This is a genomic window from Winogradskyella sp. PG-2, assembly GCF_000828715.1.
Taxonomy (GTDB): Bacteria; Bacteroidota; Bacteroidia; order Flavobacteriales; family Flavobacteriaceae; genus Winogradskyella.
The window spans coordinates 2,930,037-2,950,188 of the sequence record NZ_AP014583.1; the positions used below are offsets into that span (position 1 = coordinate 2,930,037).

Sequence of the window (20,152 nt, forward strand, 5' to 3'; positions counted from 1 at the left end):
CTGCTATAAAATATTATCATGCATTTAAAACAAACTTTGTTGTAACCAAAGGTTCCTGAACTTACCAGTAGTATCGTAACGTTCTGCTTGCAATTGCACATTAAACTTTCTATCTCTAGGATCGTTGCCAACTCCAGCGACATACATCCAATTACCATAGTTACTATGGACATCATAATCGATTAGCATAGACTCAAAATAGGCTGCGCCAATTCGCCAATCTAGTTGTAGTTCTTTTGCGAAATAGGAAGCTACATTTTGTCTTCCTCTATTGCTCATCCAACCTGTTTGTTTTAATTCTATCATGTTAGCATTAACAAAGTCAGATTCTGTCTCTCCTTTAATCCATTTGTCGATTTGAGTTTTAGCGGTACTCCAATTATAGTCTTTACCTAATATACCTTCAAGTTTAAATATTTGGCTGCCATATTTCATAGAGACATACTTAAAGTAGTCTCTCCATATTAATTCGAATATAAGCCAGTAGGTCGATTGGTTTTTATAATGCTCCGTTTCAAATTGTTTTACTTTCCAATAAATGGTTCTTGCAGATATAGATCCATTTGCTAACCAAGATGAAAACTTAGAACTATAGTCTTTACCTACTAATCCATTTCTGGTTTTTTTATAAAAGCCTAGTTTTTTAGTTTCAAAAAAGTAATCGTTTAATCTATTTAAAGCTTCAGTTTCTCCACCTTTAAATGGGAATGCAGATTGCGGATGTGTTTTAAAATCTTCAAATCCTAAATCTTGAAGTGTTGGTATTACAGTTTTATTTTCAATTCGATTTTCTTTCGAACGTTTTTCAAAACTTACGGCTTCTCTTATAAAAACATACTTTTCTAACTTTTTCCTGAAGACTGTGAATACTTGTGGTAATTTTTCAATTTCAAAACTTATATCTTCAGGATGAAATAAGAATTGATTGTATTCTTTGTGAAAAGTTATGTTTTCTAGCTTAGATTTTACAGCGTTTTCTGTAGCCATTTCATCCTTTGTCCAATCGTTCTGAATATAGATATCAGCAACATTATAATCTGTACAAACTTTTGGAATGACCCTTTCTGGTAGGTCATAATAGATTAATAAATCAATATTTAATTCAGCTAATTGCTGTTTTAAATCATTTATAGTTTCAATAAGAAAATTTGCTCTATACTTTTCTGTTATTTTAAAGCCACGTTTATTAATGGTAAAATATTTTGGGTCGAAACAATAAATACCTATAACACTATTTTTAGCTTTACAAGCTGATGCTAAAACAGCATTATCGATGGTTCGTAAATCGTTTCTAAACCAAACTAAATTTGTGTGTTCTTGTTTTTTCTGCATTTATCACTACAATATTTTACGTTGTCCCAATCTTTCTGCCATTTTTTTCTCCATGTAAATGGTCTATCACAAACGAGACATATTTTTTGAGGTAGATGTTGTTTTTTAGCACCTCTCATGTATTTTTTTCTACTAAAGCGTTTATCATACCATTAAAAACAAAAGCATGAAATGGTAAAACGGAATACCAATACAAGCGTCCCCAAACCCCTTTTGGCCTAAAAACGGCGCGTTGGTATAGTTTGTCTTTAACTATTTTAAACTCTAACCAAGCTTCGCCAGGAAGTTTCATTTCTGCAAACAGTAATAATCTTTTTTCTTTTTTGTCAGCTAATAGTACACGCCAAAAATCTAAAGGATCTCCAGCTTCTAAATAGGTGTCATGAGTTCTTCCTCTCCTCAAGCCTACGCCTCCAAATAATTTATCCATATATCCACGAAGTTTCCATAGTCTGTTAAAACTATACCAGCCATTACGTCCGCCAATACTCCAAATTTTATCTATGGTAAAATTTTCATCTTGAATAATGCGATGTCTTACATCTTTAAAACAACCATATTGTGGTAGCTCTATATGCTTAGATAATTGGTCCTTAAAAACACCACTACTTACGGCATCTTTCCAACTAGAAATCACAGCATTCTGCTGAATTTTTTGAAATGCTAAATTCACTGCAGTTTTGTAAGTCATTGGTTCAATATCAATATGCGTATTGATATCACTGGGTTTGCCTATAACTTCAACTTTCATGCTGTCTACTAGAGCCTGTGCTAATTGAAAGGATGTAGATGTTACAAAGTATAACCAGAAGGATGAAAGTTTTGGTGATAAAACAGGAAGTGTATAAATGTAGCGTTTCAAACCACGAACTTCACCAAATTGCAAGAGCATCTCTTTATAAGTTAATATCTCTGGTCCAAAAATATCGTAAGCATTATTGTATAATTCTGTTTTTTCAAGTGCACCAGATAAATAGGTGAGAACGTCTCTAATACCAAGCGGTTGTGTTTTAGTATTCAACCATTTAGGTGTTACCATTATTGGTAGCTTTTCTACAATATCTCTAATTATTTCAAAAGAAGCACTACCACTTCCTACAATGATGCCTGCTCTAAATGTTGTAAGCGCATAGGCATCAGATTTTAATGTATGCTCTACTTGAAGTCTTGATTTTAAGTGTTTCGATAGAGAGTCATCGTTTACAATTCCACTTAAATAAATAACTTGTTTACATTCTGTTTTTGATACTAAAGTTTTAAAATTTGCAGAACATTCTTTTTCTAAAGTTTCAAAATCATTATCAGATGTTGTTGACATCGAATGAATTAGGTAATACGCAGCATTAATATTTTTAGGAATTTGAGCAGTTTCTGGCTCTAAGAAATCTACTTTGATAAAAGTACAATTGGGATGTTCTTCGATTTCATCCGGAATACGGTTCATATCTCGAACGCAACAAACCAATTCGTGGTCATCTTCTATCAATTGAAGCGCTAGTCGTTTAGCAATATAGCCAGTTGTGCCTGTTATAAGAATTCGCATTAGTCATTGGTTTTTGCAAATTCTGGTTTAGGTCTTTGATAGGCTTGACGCATTTTTAAATTAGGAATAGAATAACCATCTAAACCATTGATGGTTGCTACTTTTCCTTTTGATAAATCGATAAAACCATCTTTATCTAAGAGTGCATCGGGAACATATAATTTCTCAATCTTGCCAATAACCAAGATCGTATTATTTGCTTTGATCGGATATTCTTCAACAAAACGCATCGCCATTTGTATAGGAGAACCTTTTACAAATGGAGCATGAAAATCAGATTTGTAATCTTCTTCTAAATTTGTGACATCGAACTCAGAAATAGTTTCATCGTATTTAGCAGATGTATGATGTGCATCTTCTAAAATATCCTCGTAAATATGGTTGATCGTATATACACCAGTTGTTTTAAGATTGTAATATGTATTTCGCATTACTGTCGTAGGGCGCAGAAAGAAACCTAGTAATGCTGGATTAGAACCTAAGTGTGTTACAGAGCTAAATACTGCAACATTTGTTACATTATCTTCGCTTTTGGTACCAATAAGATTTGCAGATTTGTAACCAGAACAACTATTCATAAGATTAATTCTGTATAAATGATGCATTTGGTCAATATCATCTCGACTAAATTCTACCATTTATAAATTGATGTAATTATTGATTTTTATGTGCTGTGCTTTTAAATCGAACATCAAATTATAAAGTCCAAAGAAGGTTCTGTTGATGTAAATGAAATGTGTTGATCCGCGATTACCATTCATGTTACGCAGTTCAGTACTTTTTGAATATTTTTGTCCCATTTCAGTAATCTGATTAAAAAATTCTGGATTTGAAAAATCAAATTCTTCAGAGTGAAAAGGCTTCGTGAAAATACGAAGTAATTCATGAAACATAGCACTAAAGAATTCAATTTCTTCTGTAGAATCATCTTTTCTCAATATTTCTAGCTCAAACATTTTTTCAGCAAAAGCATCAGGATTATTTATGCAATCTTTATCAGCTAATTCAAAATATGGTGTATAGAAGTCTTCAGGAATAGTCTTCATACAACCAAAATCTAATGCAATTAAGTCATCTTCTTTTGAAACTAAAAAGTTTCCAGGATGCGGATCTGCATGTACTTTCTTTAATTTATGGATTTGAAACATATAAAAATTCCATAAGGCTTGTCCTAATTGATTCGATTTTTCTCGATCGTCATTATGAGCTACAAATTCAGAAAGATGTTCGCCTTTCATGTAATCCATAGCTATTATACGCTCAGAAGAATATTCCTCGTAATAATTTGGGAACTTTAAATTAGGGATATGTTTACAAGCCTCAACTACTGCTTTACTTTGTTCTATTTCTAAGATATAATTAGTCTCTTCGGTAAGCTTATTTTCAACTTCTTTAAAATACTTATCGGAATCTTTCCCTTTAATGTTAAACATCTTTATGGCGATTGGTTTTACCAATGCTAAGTCTGATGCAATACTTTCCGCAACTCCAGGATATTGGATTTTCACAGCAAATTTTTTCCCATCCTTCTCTGCAATATGGACTTGTCCTATACTAGCAGCATTAACTGAAGTTGCGTTGAAAGTATCAAAAAGGTCTTCGGGATGTTGCCCGAAATATTTTTTAAATGTTTTTATGACTAATGGCGGCGAAAGTGGTGGAACAGAAAATTGAGACAAAGAAAATTTTTCCACATAAGCTTGTGGTAAAATACTTTTCTCCATACTCAGCATCTGTGCTACCTTAAGCGCACTGCCTTTTAATTTTTTGAGGCTATCATAAATATCCTCTGCATTATTTTGATTGAGACGTTCCTTGGCATCTTCTTTAGAATTTACCATCTTATCTCCATAATATTTTATATAATTAACACCAACCTTAGCTCCTGTAGATACTAATTTAGAGGCTCGAGAAATTTTAGAAATGGGTATACTGTCTATGGTCTTCATTAATAATTCATTTGCATTTTTTCCTTGTATAAAAACTTTCCAAGGTCAATAATACTTTTAAGTGGTGTTGTATCAATTAAATCGAAACTTGCTCTGACCGATTTCTCTATAAATAAATCAGTTTTTTCAAAAGAAGGCGAGGTATCATCCATCCAGAACTTCATCGTAATTAATAACTGAAGCCAGGCAGACTCTTTTAAACTTCTTTTTTGTATCCTAGAAATCTGCTCTTGCTTAAGATCAATAGTCTTTATATTTAGGTGCTCTATGTAATTGGTATAACGTTGTTTAAGATGCACTAGAGTTTTCAAGGATTTCATCGATGATTTACTATGGTTTCCTAATGCGTAATTGACATAGCTTCTATTAGCTGTTAGAATTTCAAAAAATGTATAATAAAAACTAAGCAGTTTATTTTTGGAGTCAAATGTTAAATAGTCTTTACTCTTTTCGAGAACAGCGTGAGCATTGTCAAAAAATATCTTAAAAATGGATTGTTCTAGAACATCAAAAGATGTAAAGAATTCATAGAATTTTTGTTCTTCGATATTGTTGTCTTTTGCAAACGCATATACCGTTTTAGGGTATTCATTATGAATTAATACATAATCCATGTAAAACCCTATGATGTCTTCCTGTGATAATGATTTCTTTTTAGCCATTGTATCGTAATTTTTAATTACAATGTAAAGATATAAAATGTTTAACGATATGATTATAACGTTAAACAAAATTTAACAAGAATATATGAATGCGGAATTAAGTATTGAGAATTTTAATTAACAATCAGTATCACAACATTGATCATCTTTTACCAATTTACAGCTTAGAACTGCAAGTAAAGCACCGATAAAAGGGGCTGTAAGATATAACCATAAATGTTGAAGGTTACCAGAAATAATTGCCGGAGCTAATGATCTGGCTGGATTCATTGACGCTTTAGTCATAGGTCCTGCAAACATAGCCTCTAACAGAATAACTGCACCAACAGCAATTGCTGCCATAGTGCCTATTTCTTTACTTCCTGTAGAGACATTGATAATGACTACCATTAAAAAGAAGGTTAGTATTAGTTCAAAAATAAAAGCTTTATAAGGGTCGAAACCTTCTGCTGGATAGGTGTGTCCAAAACTTTGACTCTCAGGAAATAAAACCCAAAGGATTGCTATGGCTAAAAATGCGCCAGCAGTTTGAAATAAAATATATTTGGGAACATCTTTCCAGTTAAATTTTTTGGCAAAAGCAAATGCGACTGTCACAGCAGGATTAAAATGTGCACCAGAAATTTCACCAAACGCATAAATCATTGCCATTACTATTAATCCCCAAGTTATAGCAACACCAACATGTGTAATACTTCCATTTGTAATTTCATTTACTGTCATAGCACCACAGCCACAAAAAACCATGGCGAATGTACCAACAAGTTCTCCTATCTCTCTTTTCATGTTATTTTATTTTTGAAAACACATACTTCAACTCTGTAGCAATTTGAAGACTACGTTCTAAATATTTTTCTGCCTGTTGAGGTGTATTATCAAAAGCTTTTGGATCTTCGAATGTGATTGGAATACGTTTTTCTGCTCCAGCAATAAATGGACAACCTTTATCTGCACTAGAACAGGTCATTATTGCAGCAAATGTTTTTGAAGGATTAAATGGTGCATCAAATGTTTTTGAAAACCCAATAATAGGATGCGCAATTTCTGAGAATTTAATAGCATAAACGGGATTGGTTTCATTTGAAAGCTTTTCAATTTTAAATCCTGAGGTTTCTAGTGCTTCAGCAGCCGAAGGAAATAAGGCAGTAGCTTCAGTTCCACCAGAATAACAAAATACGTTTTTGATATTAAAATAATTTGCCATTGTCTGAGCCCAAACTTGCGATAAATGACTTCGACGTGAATTGTGAGTACAAATAAAATTGAGATTTATAATCCTATTTGATTCGGTTTTCAATTGAATAAAATCAATTAAAGATTGAAGTAGTTCTTTACGATTATTTGCAATTGAATTGACGTCTAAGTCTTCGATTTGATCTGTTATTTTTGTAAGCATAGTTGGTCTTTATTAATGGTTAACAACAACCAGAGTCTGGTGTGCAATAAGCTGTTGAATTTTGTAATTCTGATAATTTTATTCTAGGTTTTTCCTTTGGAATTACACAGGCTTCTTGCGCTAAACAAGCGGTTTGTTTAGTAGTTAACAAAAAATTATTCCCATCAAAATCTAAGCTATATTTGCCTATTGTATCACCTTGGTATTCTACTTCAATTTCCAAATCATCAATTTTGAGGATCTTTTCAGAAAGCTCAATAATGTTTACTAGTTTTTCAGGATGCAATCTGTGATCATAATCATTAGCTTCCCAAAGCTGAAAATTGGCAACTTCTTCTTGTCTTACAGTTCCACCACAATCGATGAAGTGTTTTGAAATCTTTCCGACTTCTGTAACATGAAAGTGACTAGGTACTAATGTGCCATTTGGTAATTGAAACGCTATAGTTTTTAATTGATTTAGCTTTGATTTTATTTCTGATAGTTTCATAGTTTTTAATTTTAGCAACAATTCATATTAATATCTTGATCTAAAAATTCTGATATTACAGACTTCATTTTAGACCATTTTTCTTGATTTATACAGTAATATACACTAGTACCTTCAATATTTCCTTGTATTAGATTTAAATTTTTGAGTTCTCTAAGGTGTTGAGAGATAGTTGCTTGAGCTAGCCCAATTTCTTCTACTAAATCTCCACAAATACAAGTGTTAGCTTTAAATAGATGATGCAATATAGCTACTCTAGCAGGATGAGCGAAAGCTTTAGCAAGTGTTGCTATTTCATTCTGTGTATCCGAAAAAATCTCACTTTTTGTTAGTCCCATTTAGTACAAACATTATTATATTGCAATATTACGATTAATAAATTGTATTTGCCAGATATTTTTTTTAAAAAGTATCATTTTTTCTTTTAAGGATTCCTTAACATATATCACTTTTGTTAAAGCTTAACTTTACATCACTTTAAAACAAACACTAAACACTATACAAAAATGAAGAAATTAGTACTTTTTGCATTTGCTTTAACTTTAATGTTTTCGGTTAATGCACAATTAGAAACACCACAACCAAGTCCTTATAGCAAAGTAGAGCAGAAGGTTGGTTTAACTGACATTACTATCGAATATTCACGCCCTGGAGTAAAAGGAAGAAAAATATTTGGTGGATTAGAAGCTTATGGAACAATTTGGAGAACTGGAGCTAATGCAAACACGACTATAGAATTTAGTGATGAAGTTACGATAGGAGACGAAACTTTAAAAGCAGGTAAATATGCAATATTTACAAAATTAGAAGAGAAAGCTTGGACAATTATGTTTTATACAGATACAAATAATTGGGGAACGCCAAGAGAGTGGGATGACAATAAGGTAGCAGCAAGTATTAAAGTAGATCTTATAGAAATTCCTTTTAGTGTTGAGACCTTTACAATAGATATCAATAATATTACAAATAATGGTGGTACTATTGATATGATTTGGGAGAAGAGCTATGTTGCTGTTCCATTTTCAGTACCAACTGATACTAAAGTTTCTGCTGGTATAGAAAAAATTATGGCTGGACCTTTAGCTAATGATTATTATTCTGCTGCTGTATACACTTTAGCTACAGAGAAAAATTTAGACAAAGCTATGGAGTGGATTGATAAAGCTGTTGACATGACAAAAGATCAACCTCGTTTTTGGTATTTAAGACAACAGTCTTTAATACATGCCGCTAATGGAGATAAAAAGGGGGCTATTACAGCAGCTAAAGCTTCACTTGCAGGTGCTAAAGAGGCAAATAATAATGGATATATTAAAATGAATACTGACTCTCTTAAGGAATGGGGCGCAATGTAAAATAAATTATTTGAGAGCTTTGCTCACTAATAAGAATAAAAAAAAAGCAACTCATTGAGTTGCTTTTTTTTTATTCTTATTCTTCTAGCTTATTAGGTAATATAAGCTGTAGAATATGTGCAACAACTATAACTACTGCACAGCCAAAAAGATTTAACCACAAGTATGGCATCCAATCAAACCACCAACCGTTTACTACAATACACTGAGTAATTAATGCTCCTAAAAAAACAGAATTACCTTTTATATGTTTGAAGAAGAATGCTAATAAAAATATACCTAGAACATTTCCATAGAAAATAGAACCAATGATATTAACCAACTGAATTAGGTTTTCGGCGAGATTAGCGAAGCAGGCAATAATAATGGCAATGATTCCCCAACCAAAAGTAAACCATTTTGTCATTTTTACCATGTGAGCATCACCTTTATCTTCTTTTTGGTTTCTACCATACAAATCAATAGAAGTAATTGTTGCCAAAGCATTTATTTCTGAAGCTGTGGATGACATTGCGGCAGATAAAATAACCGCTAATAAAAGACCGATAAGTCCAGTTGGTAGGTTATTTAATATAAACCGAATGAACATATAATCTCTGTCATTAGTTTGTGTGTCTTTTGCAGAATCCTTATATAATGTTCTTAGCTCTGCAGATTTTAGCAGATACGCTTCGTTTTCAGGATTAGATTTTAGTTCATTAACTTCTTTTTGAAGGGCATTATATTCTGAAGTGTATTCTGGATCTACTGCTTTTTTAATTAAAAATTTAGACTTTTGTCTATATGATTTTTCAACTATATCTAATGCTGCCAATTGTGTTATTGTGGCTTCTTTATTATCTTTAGAATTCGACATCTCTAAAGAAATTTTCTTTTTAAGTTCAAATAAATCTTTTTGATCTTCTTGAAGTTTTTTGTATTCAATACCATATTCAGAAGCTAAGACAGTTTGTGTAGAAGCGTCAATAAAATTTAAAGGTGATGGATTAAATTGATAAAACACAAATACCATAACACCTACAAGTAAAATGAAGAATTGCATTGGTACTTTTAGCAAACCATTAAAGAGTAAACCCATTTGCATTTCTTTTATGGATTTACCAGAAAGGTAACGTTGTACTTGGCTTTGGTCCGTACCGAAATACGATAACATTAAAAAAGTACCTCCAATAAGACCTGTCCAAACAGTATATCTATTTTCTAAGTCAAATGAAAAATCTAAGACTTGCATTTTACCTGTAGCTCCAGCAATATCAATAGCATCTCTAAAGGAAACTTCATCTGGAATTAAATTAATTATAATCACCAAAGCTGCAATCATTCCTGCAAAAATGACGAACATCTGCTGCTTTTGGGTAACTGTTACAGCTTTTGTACCACCAGAAACTGTATAAATGATAACTAAGACTCCAATAACTATGTTTAAAGTAACTATATTCCAGCCTAATACAACGGAAAGAATAATAGCTGGAGCAAATATGGTTATTCCAGCTGCTAATCCACGTTGGATTAAAAATAAAATAGCGGTTAAACTTCGTGTTTTTAAATCGAATCGATTTTCCAAAAACTCGTATGCTGTATAAACTTTAAGGCGATGATAAAGCGGAATAAATACCAAGCAAATAATCACCATGGCGATTGGAAGCCCAAAGTAGAATTGAACAAAGCCCATACCATCTGAAAATGCCTGACCAGTAGTAGACAAAAATGTAATAGCACTGGCTTGAGTTGCCATTACGGATAAACCAATGGTCCACCATTTTGTAGAATTTCCACCTTTTATATAGTCTTGAGCACTATTTCGACCTCTAGTTTTCCAGGTTCCATAACCTACAATTACTAAAAGTGTAGCAATTAGAACTAACCAATCTATCCAATCTAAAGTTTGCATATAAATTTAAGCGAATGAGGCTGTTATAAAATAAAATAAAACAATGTATAAGGCATTAGCTACTAATACTATGGTATACATTTTATTCCATTTTTGTTTTTCTTGGGGTTGGTCTTGGTTGTTCATTTTTAGCTTGTTGTTAGTTTTTTAGTTTGATTTTATCTTCCTTACCAGCGGAAAGTAAATTGGCAAATAATCGGTAAGCTCCAGAAACTCCAGCAGGAAATTCTCTAAAAAAGCTTAAACCCGTATAAATGTAATTTCCCTTTCCATAATTAGCTACTAATAAAGCACCTTCTTTAGAGGTTTCTCCTTTATCGTTTGACGCTAACAATGGTGTGAATTCATCTGACCATTCATTTGGGAAATATAGACCACGCTCTTGCACCCAACCTTCAAAATCTATGGATGTAATTTTGTTTGGAAAATTTAGAACTGAATGCTGAGGATTTAAAATTCTAATTTCGGCATTCTCATCTGTAACTCGATCTCTTGATAGTTTTAAATCATAAGGCGCCAAATTATCAACTTTTAATCTTCTGTTAGTATTATATTGAATGACAAGATTTCCACCTTCATTAACATAATCTAGCAGAAATTTTTGTTTAAATTTTAATTCATCTACAATATTATAAGCTCTAATACCAACAACAATAGCATCAAAGTTTGAAAGATTTTCTGGTGAAATTTGCTCTGGTTTTATAATAGTAACATTATAGCCAATTTGTCTTAAACTTTCAGGTACTACATCACCTGCACCTTCTATATAACCAATATTATTGCCACGTTTTTTAATATCTAAGCGTACCAATTTACTCTCACTTGGCATTAAAACCGTTTGATAAGGAATGTGAGCATAGTCGATTTCAATCAGTTCGTCTGTGAAAAACTCTCCATTTACATTTACCATTGGTGTAACTAAACCTTCACTCTGACCTTTTGGTGGAATAACTGTAAACACCACTTTTTGTATATCACCTTTATTAATGATTTCAATTTTTTGTTTTTGTGGATATACACTCCAATCTTTTGGATATCCCATCTGTACATAGCCTTCAATAGCATCTCTACCTGCCTTTACAGTCACTTCAATTTCTTTTTGTTGATCATTTTCAAAAATGAAGACCTTATCACTTATGCTTGCAGACACCATTGGAATAATTTCAAAAGGTCTATACAATTCACCTTTATCTGGTTTAGAGTAGCGATACACCAATGGCTTTGTAATCGTTATTGGTGTACCTTCGATATTTAAATTAAAATCTACAAAAACTGCTCTTGGTGTTTCTGGTAAGCCAATCAGTTCTTGATTTTTTACACTATACATGCCTAGTGTACTTTGTTTATTCAACCAATATGGTGTTGTGTAATTAAAATCACTTGGTATTGTTATACCTTCCTCAAAATCTAATCTCTGATTCTCTAGTAATTCCATGTTTTTTGAAATACCATTCTGTAGCGTAGAAAGATTATAGGATACTAAATTTATATTTGCATTACTTCGATTTAAAACTTCCATACGAAGTTGAACATTAGCACTTGGAGCAGCATTTGGTGTATTAGCTGAAACTTCAAGGTACAAACCAGTACAAGCTTCTATAATAGACTTTAGTTCTTTAGTTTTTATAGATTTCCAATGCTTATCTTTTACATTTTGAAGCAGTTTATAAGCCTCGATAAGTTGAGGTAAATGAGACGAAGGATTCACAAAATTGAAGTCAGTTTCTATCTTAGATAAAATATTACCTAAAGCTAGACCACCTTCAATTCTATTCCATGAGGTATCAATACCAGCAAAAACATCGTTACTATCGTCCAATGGTTCTCCTTTTAGAAATTCAATATATTCTTGTTGCTCTCCGCGTGTTGTTACTCGTCCAAATCCTTGACATAAATGTTGACTACTAGCTAAAGAAGCTACTTCATTATTAGACATCCCTTTACTTGGGTAATAAACTCCAATATCAAAATTGATCATATTGCTTTTGTCAATTTTATCAAATGCTTCTCTGCTTCCGTAGCGCCACCAAGAGGTGTTGTAAAATAATCGTTTGGGTTGCCATGTGTCGGTTAATTCTAATTGAGAAGAATATTTTGAAGGGTCATTAGCTAAATCAAAAGCTTCTAAACTTAGCATTGCAGAAGTTGTATGATGCCCATGTGTTCTTCCAGCTCTCCTATGGTCGAAACGATTAATGATTACATCTGGTTTAAATTCTCGGATTGCCCAAACAACATCAGATAGGACTTCATCTTTATTCCAAATTTCTAAAGTTTCGTCGGGATGTTTAGAATAGCCAAAGTCATTGGCTCTACTAAAAAGTTGTTCACCACCATCAATACCTCTTGCTGCTAATAGTTCTTGAGTTCTTATAACTCCTAGCAATTCTCTAATCTCTGGACCAATTAAGTTTTGACCGCCATCACCTCGGGTTAAAGACAAATATGCTGTACGTGCCTTAACTTCGTTAGACATGTAGGAAATTAAACGTGTATTTTCATCATCAGGATGTGCAGCTATATAGAGCACGGAGCCTAAAACATTTAGTTTTTGAACGGCTTCATATATCTCAGAAGAATTTAGTTTTTTTGGTTGCTGTGCTTGTAAGGAAAATATCGTGCTTAAAAAAAGCAAAAGACAAAGTCTAATTGGGCGCATGAGGTTGTTAGTTTGTTGCTTTTCAAATATATGAAAGATACCTTCTTATGTGCTTTTTTTAGGTTTTGTTTAACGGTTTATTTTACTTAATTTTCTTTCTCTAATTTATACAAATCTTTTTGAGTAAATTGTCTAAAAGAAAATTTATAGCCTTCAAATGCTGCAATAGCATAAAAAATTAGATTCATAGGACTGGCTATTTCAGACATAATGCTAAACATTTGAGAATAATCAAACCGAGTCAAAGCCTCAAAATATCCTAATTGTGCTTCGTTAGCTGCAAATCCTACAATACTCAAAATGTCTCCAAAAAAGGAACTAATAATAGCTATTATTGCTCCGCAAATACCATAAATTGGATCTAAACCTTTACCGAAATAACGCATTCCCAATCCTACTGCGGCACCAATTGCTATAGCAACTAGTCCTATTTTCATGTTAGTGGCGACTGTGATTGCCGCCCAAGTAATGGCAGCTAAAAAACCGATAAATATTCCCGCAAAAATTGCAGCAGGTAAGCTTTGTTCTGACTTAAGTTTTTCTAGTGTTTCATTAGAAATTTGAGCTGTTATTTCTGAGCCTTCCATTTCAATATCATCATTCATTTTTGCAATAGCGACCTTGTCATGATTGTATGATTTACATTCATCTTCAAAATCAGCAATGTTACCTGTGAGTTTACAAATTAGCCCTAGTTTTAAATCCATGTCTCTATTAGTACATGTTTTACAAAACTTGAGATGTTCTTGTCTAGTCATAAAAATGATAAATTTTAACAATTATAAGGATTTATAAATACTTTTCAGGGTTTAAAATTGTAACTCATGTATTTAGAACTACTTATAGAGTTTTTATTGCATTGTATTATTGTCATCTAAGGCATCTTTTTCTATTAAGGTGACCGCTTTTTGTAAAACTAGATTATTAGGATAAGTCACTAAATCTCCATTGTCTTCTCTTAGAATGAGTTGAAAGGCTCTTATATCTTCAATAATTGCTTCTATGGGATAATCCTTATCGTGGATTTTTATTTTGTCACCAACCTTATAAGGAAATGAAAAGAACATTATAACTCCAGATGTTACGTTACTCAAAATAGACCATATCGCAAATAGTGCAATTCCTATAACGGCAAAAACTGAAGAAAAGACCAAAGTAATGTCATGAACTTCTACACCAAAAATAAAGGCTTCGATGAGCAATGCTATTAAAACTAATGTTACTGTAACATAACGACCTATTAAGTTAGCACGAGCTTCTGTAGTGCCACTTTTGTGACCTATTTTTTTTACTGTGATAACAATGATGGCTCTAATTATCATTAAGATAATTAGAAGAATTCCTGTGTTAATTATTGCATCTTTATATGTGTTATAGAATTCACTCATGTTAGGCTGATTTTGCTTAACAAAGATAGGATTCTATAAACAACTACTGTAATTTTAAAGTTTCTCTTAGAATTTCATCCGAGTTATTGTTTTTACCCCAATATGCAGACTTAATTGATTCTAGCTTTGTGGCTTTTGTAGTTAAGGTTTTTGCAGAGGCACCATAACCACTTAAACTCGTTTCTTCCCAACCTAAAATATCATAAGGAAAATCAATGTTGAAATTAATTTTTAGAGTTCTGTTTAGCTCTGGATATGACAGCACATATGTGTTTTTTTCTAGTCTAGCGATAGCACTGTAGGCTTTAATTGATTTATGACTTAATCTGGTGTATTCTATTGAAGGAATAATCTCTATGTCACCTATTGGAAGACTTTTTGGGTCGATACGAAGCTTTGTCCAAAGTTCATTTTCAGTCCAAACTTTTTCTACTTTAAACGTTTGATCAGCTTCACTCTGAAAATAGGAATGTGACATGATTTCAAAGTCATCACGATTATTAAGTTGAGTATACACATGTCCACACCATTCTTGCACAGATGCTGAAATCTTAACAGCATGTTGATTATTAGAGACAGGATAAAATGTACTCTGCATTATAGAGTATGGATAAATACCTGTGTTAAAATTCTTAGTGGCATTCAATTTTAAAACAGGTGTATTTGCTTTATTGTAGTTATCTGCTTTAACCTGCTTTTCTGGCAAGAAGTCTTCAGTGACATATACTAGAACTGCATTTCCTTCACGTATTTCGCCATATCGTGCTTGTTCTAATTTATAAGATGTTATTTCAGCTTCACCTGCATACCAGTAGTTATTAAATTCTTTTGTTAGGGTTACCTTTGTAGCTAAGGCTTTTGTTGCAGTTTTAGATTCTGAAATAGCTAGAGTTTCAGAGACCTCAGAGGTTTTATCTTTACAAGAAAAAACAACTATAAGTAAACACAATAGGCATACGAAAACGTAAAGCCCTTTTATGGAATTCTTCATTTTTGATTTTTTGTTTTAAAAATACGAAGTTATTCTGCCTTTACCATGTTAATTAACGTTTCGTAAAGCAAATGTGTAGGTAAGCCAACGACATTATTATAGGAACCTTCTACGCTTGTGATGGCTATAGCTCCAATCCACTCTTGTATGCCATAAGCACCAGCTTTATCTAGTGGTTTGTAGTTATTAACATAGTACCAAATTTCTTCATCAGTAAGCTTTTTAAAGGTTACTTTGGTGATGGTATTTACTACGTTTTGTTCAGATTTTTTAGTAAAACAGATAGATGTTACGACTTCGTGCGTTGTATTACTCAAGGACTTAATCATTCTAAATGCATGGTCATTATCTCTTGGTTTTTCTACAGGTTTGTCTTCTAACCAAACAATCGTATCGCTAGTAATTAAAATATCATTGGTTTTGAGATCACTTAGAAAAGGTTCAGCTTTTAGTTTCGCTAAAAAATCTGTGATTTCTTCTCGTTTTAAGTCCTTAGAATAGGTTTCTTCAACAGGTTTTAGTCGAATTTCAAAATCTAAATCCATGATTTTAAAAAACGCATGTCGACGAGGTGAAGCGGATGCTAGAATAATATTAAAATCTTTGAGCTTTTCTTTTAGCATATTATTTAAAGTAAATATATTTATAAAGAAACATAGAAAGCATTCCGGTGAGCATAATTAATTTTAAGATTAAGCTAATATGTTTGTAATGTGGTTTTTGTTCTGCGCTGAATAATTTGATCGACACATAAATTAATGGTGCAATGACTAAAACTAAAAAATAACCAACAATTTCGGTTTGCTTAAATAAATTAATAACTACATAATAAATCACAGAAAGTAACGGAATCAATGACAATACAAATACAATTTTGTTAGCACGCTCTCTACCTAATACGATAGGAAGTGTTTGCATACCTGCTTTATGATCTCCATCAATATCTTGAATATCTTTTACAAGTTCTCTGATAAAGTTGATCATAAAAGCAAAAATGGCATAATCGAGAATAATTTTAAAGAATGTTATTTGAACTGCTCTATTGGTTTCGGTTATTGCGGGTAATAATTCAAAAATGCCAACCATTAGCATGCTTAAAGCGACTACTAATGAAACAACGACGTTTCCTACTAAAAGCATTTGTTTTAGGTAGGATGAATAAATGTAAAGTAGGGCAGAGGCTATAATAAATATGACGAAAAATTCAGATTTACCAATCCCATTAGATAAATAGTAACCTAAGCCTACACCAATAACATTAAGAATAATAAAAAGTGTTAATGCATTTTTCTCAGTAATATGTTCACCAATGATTAGTTGATCTGGTTTATTGACTTTATCGGTTTCAATATCATAAATATCGTTGATAACATAACCTCCAGCTGCGATTAAAACTGTTGCAATCACTAATATTGAAAAACCTAAAGGTTTTAATGTTGTAATAACACCATGAGATTCGAAAAAGGGTAGAAGTAAAGCGTATTTAATTAAGTATTGCACAAGGGCAATCATAATTAGGTTTTTCCAACGGATTAAATTTAGAAAATACATCATTTTATAACGAAAGGGATTTTTATATTAAATATCTTAATCGTATTTAGCATTAAAATTACCATTCCATTTAAATTGTACTTTAAGCACTTGTTCAATGACATCTCTTACAGCACCTTTTCCACCATTTTTATGAGAAATATATTTAGAAACCGACTTTATTTCTTGTACTGCATCTTGCGGACAACATGGTAAACCAACTAACTTCATTACAGGGTAATCTGGAATATCATCTCCCATATATAACACATGAGTTTTTGTGATATTGTGTTTAATCATGTACTCATTAAGTTGCTCAATTTTATTATGAGCACCTAGATAAATGTCTTTTATTCCCAAACCAGCTAAACGTTTCCGAACACCTTCATTAGAGCCTCCAGAAATAATACAAACATTAAATCCAGCATCTACAGCAGTTTTTAAAGCAAAACCATCTTTAATATTCATAGTCCTTAACATTTCACCATCAGTGGTTACAGTAATGGTTCCATCAGTGAGTACTCCATCAACATCAAAAATGAAAGTATTAATATTTGCTAAAAGTTCTTTGTAGCTCTTATCGGTGTCCATGTGTTTTTTTAATTGAATTGGTTAGTAATTCATAGATTTTTTTATGCTCATCTTTTTCAATTTGTTTAAGATGGCGTTTAATAGTTTTTTTGTCATTGCGTTTTGCAGGTCCAGTCTGCGCCATATACGGAGAAATATGTTGCACTTTTCTAGCAGTTTCTAATAGTAATGGCTTTAGAAGATTAAAATCAACATTTTCAGTTTCTCCTATTTCATGAGCAATTCTGTACATCTGATTGGTGAAATTATTTACAAAAACAGCAGCTAAATGCATTGTTTGTCTTTGTTCTGTATATACCTTATAGGCTTTGCAACCAATTGCTTCGGCTAAATCTTTTAAAAGTTTAAGATTCTTTTTTTCTATAATTTCTATACAGATTGGGACTTCACTAAAATCTAATTCTGTATTTTTAGAAAACGTCTGAAGTGGATAAAAAACTCCAAGTTTATTTTTCTTATTCATGTCGTGTATAGAAACACTACCAGATGTATGTGCTACTAATCGGTTCGAAAATGGTAAATCTTCAGATAATTGTGCAATACTATCATCACTGACTGCGATAATATAAATATCTGCTTTTTTTAAGTCTTTTAAACTATCAGTAATATCTACCTCGTTCACATAAGATGAAATTGATGAACGTGTACGATTATACCACTGTGTAACCGAGACATTTTCAGCTTTAGAAAATGCTTTATATAGATGTGTAGCAACGTTGCCAGCACCAATTAATACAACTGATATCATAGCGTAAAAATACTAAGATTTCTTATTCTAAGATAACAAGAATGAGATTAAAAAAATAACTTTGAGGTATATGATTAAAAAAGACATAAAGAATAGAGAAGACATCTTTCAATTAGTTTCTAAATTTTACGAAAAAGTAAGAAACGATAATGTCTTAGGTCCATTTTTTAATAAAACCATTAATGATTGGGATGCACATTTACAGCATTTAACTACGTTTTGGGAATCTAGTTTGTTCTTAAAGACGAAGTATAATGGGAACCCTCTAGAAGCTCATGTAAAAGTAGATGCAGAACGTAATAATAATATCAACGAATTACATTTTGGCCTTTGGTTAAACCTATGGTTTCAAACGATAGATGAATTATTTGAAGGCGATTATGCCGAAAATGCCAAACGTCGTGCTCGTAAAATGGGTACATTTTTATATTTAAAAATTTTTGAGGCTAGAACCTCTAATTAAATTAATATCATAATTATGAATTCTAATATAAAAAAAGTAGGATTTTATTTTTTTGGATTGTTGTGTGTTGCGGTCGGTCTTTATCCAATAATCTATTTTGTTTTAGATAGACGATTTGGTTTATTAGGATCAAAAACTGCTGATTTATTAACTAATACATTTTGGAATATTGGTTTTTATGGACATATCATTTTAGGTGGATTAGCTTTACTCATAGGATGGTTGCAATTCAATAAAAATTTAAGATCCAAAAATTTGAAATTACATAAACGAATAGGTAAGCTTTATGTGATTACCGTCTTAATTAGTGGTTTTTGTGGTCTATACATTGCGTTTTTTGCAACAGGAGGCTTAATAAGTAAATTAGGATTTATGTCTTTAGCCTTAATCTGGCTCTACAGCACAATTCAAGGATATAGATTTGCTAAGAATGCTGAAATTATAAAGCATCAGTATATGATGATCTATAGTTATGCTGCTTGCTTTGCTGCTGTAACTTTAAGAATATGGTTACCTATTTTAGGAGAACTATTTGGCGCTTTTATTCCAGCATACAGAATTGTAGCTTGGCTTTGTTGGATGCCAAATATTATTGTCGCTTTTTTTATTGTAAATAACCTTAAGAAGAAAAGTCTATCTGTTTAACTTTGTGTCTTTATAGAATATAAAAATCATAAAGACATATGAAACTACTTAAAGAATTTAAAGAATTTGCTGTAAAAGGTAACATGATGGATATGGCAATAGGTATCATTATAGGTGCTGCATTCAATAAAGTGATTGATGTTTTAGCAAAACAAGTGATTCTACCGCCATTATCATTATTGTCTGACGGTGTTAATTTTGAAAATAAGCGACTAATACTTAGAGATGTCGTTACTGATGCTACAGGAACAGTAACAACTGCTGAAGTAGCTATTGCTTATGGTAAGCTATCGGAAGTCTTTTTAGACTTTCTTATCATTGGGTTTACAGTTTTTGTAGTTGTAAAAGCAATGAATAAATTGCGTAATAAAGCTCAAGATACTAAAGATGAAACTGTGGTAACTCCAAAGGATATTGAATTATTATCTGATCTAAAGAGTTTAATGGAAGAGCAAAACAAACTGCTTAAGGCAAATGGTTCTAAATAGAAATATTTAACTTTTTTGGTCTTTGTAAATG

General features: G+C 32.0%; 23 protein-coding genes. 4 read left to right on the forward strand and 19 right to left on the reverse strand.

The genetic code is table 11. The features are described from left to right. Positions 1 to 24 precede the first annotated feature (24 nt). The 10 genes from WPG_RS13140 to WPG_RS13180 form a co-directional block, all read right to left on the reverse strand. Positions 25 to 1,332 (reverse strand): DASH family cryptochrome, encoded by a 1,308-nt coding sequence (locus WPG_RS13140; RefSeq protein ID WP_045473504.1) that lies wholly within the window; start codon positions 1,330 to 1,332, stop codon positions 25 to 27. Then, on the reverse strand, positions 1,302 to 1,451 hold the full coding sequence (locus tag WPG_RS17935) for a DUF2256 domain-containing protein (RefSeq protein ID WP_084221589.1): 150 nt from the start codon (positions 1,449 to 1,451) through the stop codon (positions 1,302 to 1,304). The genes WPG_RS13140 and WPG_RS17935 overlap by 31 nt, the downstream gene beginning before the upstream one ends. Then, on the reverse strand, positions 1,448 to 2,875 hold the full coding sequence (locus WPG_RS13145; RefSeq protein ID WP_045473506.1) for an SDR family oxidoreductase: 1,428 nt from the start codon (positions 2,873 to 2,875) through the stop codon (positions 1,448 to 1,450). Before WPG_RS13145 ends, WPG_RS17935 begins: the two co-directional genes overlap by 4 nt. Further along, a complete protein-coding gene (locus WPG_RS13150) occupies positions 2,875 to 3,513 on the reverse strand; it encodes a flavin reductase family protein (RefSeq protein ID WP_045473508.1) in 639 nt (212 codons plus the stop codon). Before WPG_RS13150 ends, WPG_RS13145 begins: the two co-directional genes overlap by 1 nt. After that, positions 3,514 to 4,824, reverse strand: coding sequence for an ABC1 kinase family protein (locus WPG_RS13155; protein WP_045473510.1), 1,311 nt, complete (start codon positions 4,822 to 4,824; stop codon positions 3,514 to 3,516). It abuts the gene before it with no gap. After that, positions 4,824 to 5,486 (reverse strand): TetR family transcriptional regulator C-terminal domain-containing protein, encoded by a 663-nt coding sequence (locus WPG_RS13160; RefSeq protein ID WP_045473512.1) that lies wholly within the window; start codon positions 5,484 to 5,486, stop codon positions 4,824 to 4,826. Before WPG_RS13160 ends, WPG_RS13155 begins: the two co-directional genes overlap by 1 nt. 117 nt (positions 5,487 to 5,603) lie before the next feature. Further along, on the reverse strand, positions 5,604 to 6,272 hold the full coding sequence (locus WPG_RS13165) for an MIP/aquaporin family protein (protein WP_045473515.1): 669 nt from the start codon (positions 6,270 to 6,272) through the stop codon (positions 5,604 to 5,606). A 1-nt stretch (position 6,273) separates the two neighbouring features. After that, complete coding sequence (locus WPG_RS13170) at positions 6,274 to 6,882, reverse strand: low molecular weight phosphatase family protein (protein ID WP_045473517.1); 609 nt, start codon at positions 6,880 to 6,882, stop codon at positions 6,274 to 6,276. Between the two features lie 19 nt (positions 6,883 to 6,901). Then, positions 6,902 to 7,372: a DUF6428 family protein gene (locus tag WPG_RS13175; RefSeq protein ID WP_045473520.1), complete on the reverse strand. Its 471-nt coding sequence runs from the start codon at positions 7,370 to 7,372 to the stop codon at positions 6,902 to 6,904. Between the two features lie 11 nt (positions 7,373 to 7,383). Further along, on the reverse strand, positions 7,384 to 7,710 hold the full coding sequence (locus WPG_RS13180) for an ArsR/SmtB family transcription factor (protein ID WP_045473522.1): 327 nt from the start codon (positions 7,708 to 7,710) through the stop codon (positions 7,384 to 7,386). A 168-nt stretch (positions 7,711 to 7,878) separates the two neighbouring features. Here WPG_RS13180 and WPG_RS13185 point away from each other — a divergent pair, with 168 nt between their 5' ends. Further along, entirely contained in the window at positions 7,879 to 8,727 is an 849-nt protein-coding gene (locus WPG_RS13185; RefSeq protein WP_045473524.1) for a DUF2911 domain-containing protein, read from the forward strand. A 76-nt stretch (positions 8,728 to 8,803) separates the two neighbouring features. On the opposite strand, the gene WPG_RS13190 is transcribed toward WPG_RS13185, so the two are convergent. The 9 genes from WPG_RS13190 to WPG_RS13230 all read right to left on the reverse strand — a co-directional run bounded on the left by WPG_RS13190 (position 8,804) and on the right by WPG_RS13230 (position 18,525). Continuing rightward, positions 8,804 to 10,618 carry a sodium:solute symporter gene (locus WPG_RS13190; protein WP_045473527.1) on the reverse strand — a complete coding sequence of 605 codons (1,815 nt, stop codon included), beginning with the start codon at positions 10,616 to 10,618 and terminating at the stop codon, positions 8,804 to 8,806. 139 nt (positions 10,619 to 10,757) lie between these two features. Continuing rightward, entirely contained in the window at positions 10,758 to 13,277 is a 2,520-nt protein-coding gene (locus WPG_RS13195) for a PIG-L family deacetylase (protein WP_045473529.1), read from the reverse strand. Positions 13,278 to 13,363: 86 nt separating this feature from the next. Continuing rightward, positions 13,364 to 13,984 (reverse strand): hypothetical protein, encoded by a 621-nt coding sequence (locus WPG_RS13200; RefSeq protein WP_084221590.1) that lies wholly within the window; start codon positions 13,982 to 13,984, stop codon positions 13,364 to 13,366. 144 nt (positions 13,985 to 14,128) lie between these two features. Then, positions 14,129 to 14,665, reverse strand: coding sequence for a mechanosensitive ion channel domain-containing protein (locus WPG_RS13205; RefSeq protein WP_045473533.1), 537 nt, complete (start codon positions 14,663 to 14,665; stop codon positions 14,129 to 14,131). Positions 14,666 to 14,708: 43 nt separating this feature from the next. Next, positions 14,709 to 15,656, reverse strand: a complete 948-nt coding sequence (locus WPG_RS13210) for a hypothetical protein (RefSeq protein WP_045473535.1) — start codon at positions 15,654 to 15,656, stop codon at positions 14,709 to 14,711. Between the two features lie 29 nt (positions 15,657 to 15,685). Continuing rightward, entirely contained in the window at positions 15,686 to 16,279 is a 594-nt protein-coding gene (locus WPG_RS13215; protein ID WP_045473537.1) for a Maf family nucleotide pyrophosphatase, read from the reverse strand. A 1-nt stretch (position 16,280) separates the two neighbouring features. Further along, the gene (locus tag WPG_RS13220) at positions 16,281 to 17,210 is read right to left on the reverse strand and encodes a geranylgeranylglycerol-phosphate geranylgeranyltransferase (protein WP_316929946.1); all 930 of its coding nucleotides are present in this window, start codon (positions 17,208 to 17,210) and stop codon (positions 16,281 to 16,283) included. 33 nt (positions 17,211 to 17,243) lie between these two features. Then, positions 17,244 to 17,777, reverse strand: a complete 534-nt coding sequence (locus WPG_RS13225; RefSeq protein ID WP_045473541.1) for a KdsC family phosphatase — start codon at positions 17,775 to 17,777, stop codon at positions 17,244 to 17,246. Continuing rightward, complete coding sequence (locus WPG_RS13230) at positions 17,764 to 18,525, reverse strand: Rossmann-like and DUF2520 domain-containing protein (RefSeq protein WP_045473542.1); 762 nt, start codon at positions 18,523 to 18,525, stop codon at positions 17,764 to 17,766. Before WPG_RS13230 ends, WPG_RS13225 begins: the two co-directional genes overlap by 14 nt. A 70-nt stretch (positions 18,526 to 18,595) precedes the next feature. Here WPG_RS13230 and WPG_RS13235 point away from each other — a divergent pair, with 70 nt between their 5' ends. Genes WPG_RS13235 through mscL form a run of 3 tightly spaced genes read left to right on the forward strand, consistent with a single transcriptional unit; the run spans position 18,596 to position 20,121 of the window. Beyond that, a complete protein-coding gene (locus WPG_RS13235) occupies positions 18,596 to 18,988 on the forward strand; it encodes a group III truncated hemoglobin (RefSeq protein ID WP_045473544.1) in 393 nt (130 codons plus the stop codon). Positions 18,989 to 19,003: 15 nt separating this feature from the next. Further along, on the forward strand, positions 19,004 to 19,633 hold the full coding sequence (locus WPG_RS13240; RefSeq protein WP_045473546.1) for a DUF2306 domain-containing protein: 630 nt from the start codon (positions 19,004 to 19,006) through the stop codon (positions 19,631 to 19,633). Between the two features lie 38 nt (positions 19,634 to 19,671). Next, complete coding sequence (mscL, locus tag WPG_RS13245) at positions 19,672 to 20,121, forward strand: large conductance mechanosensitive channel protein MscL (RefSeq protein WP_045473548.1); 450 nt, start codon at positions 19,672 to 19,674, stop codon at positions 20,119 to 20,121. The last annotated feature ends 31 nt before the right edge of the window (positions 20,122 to 20,152 follow it).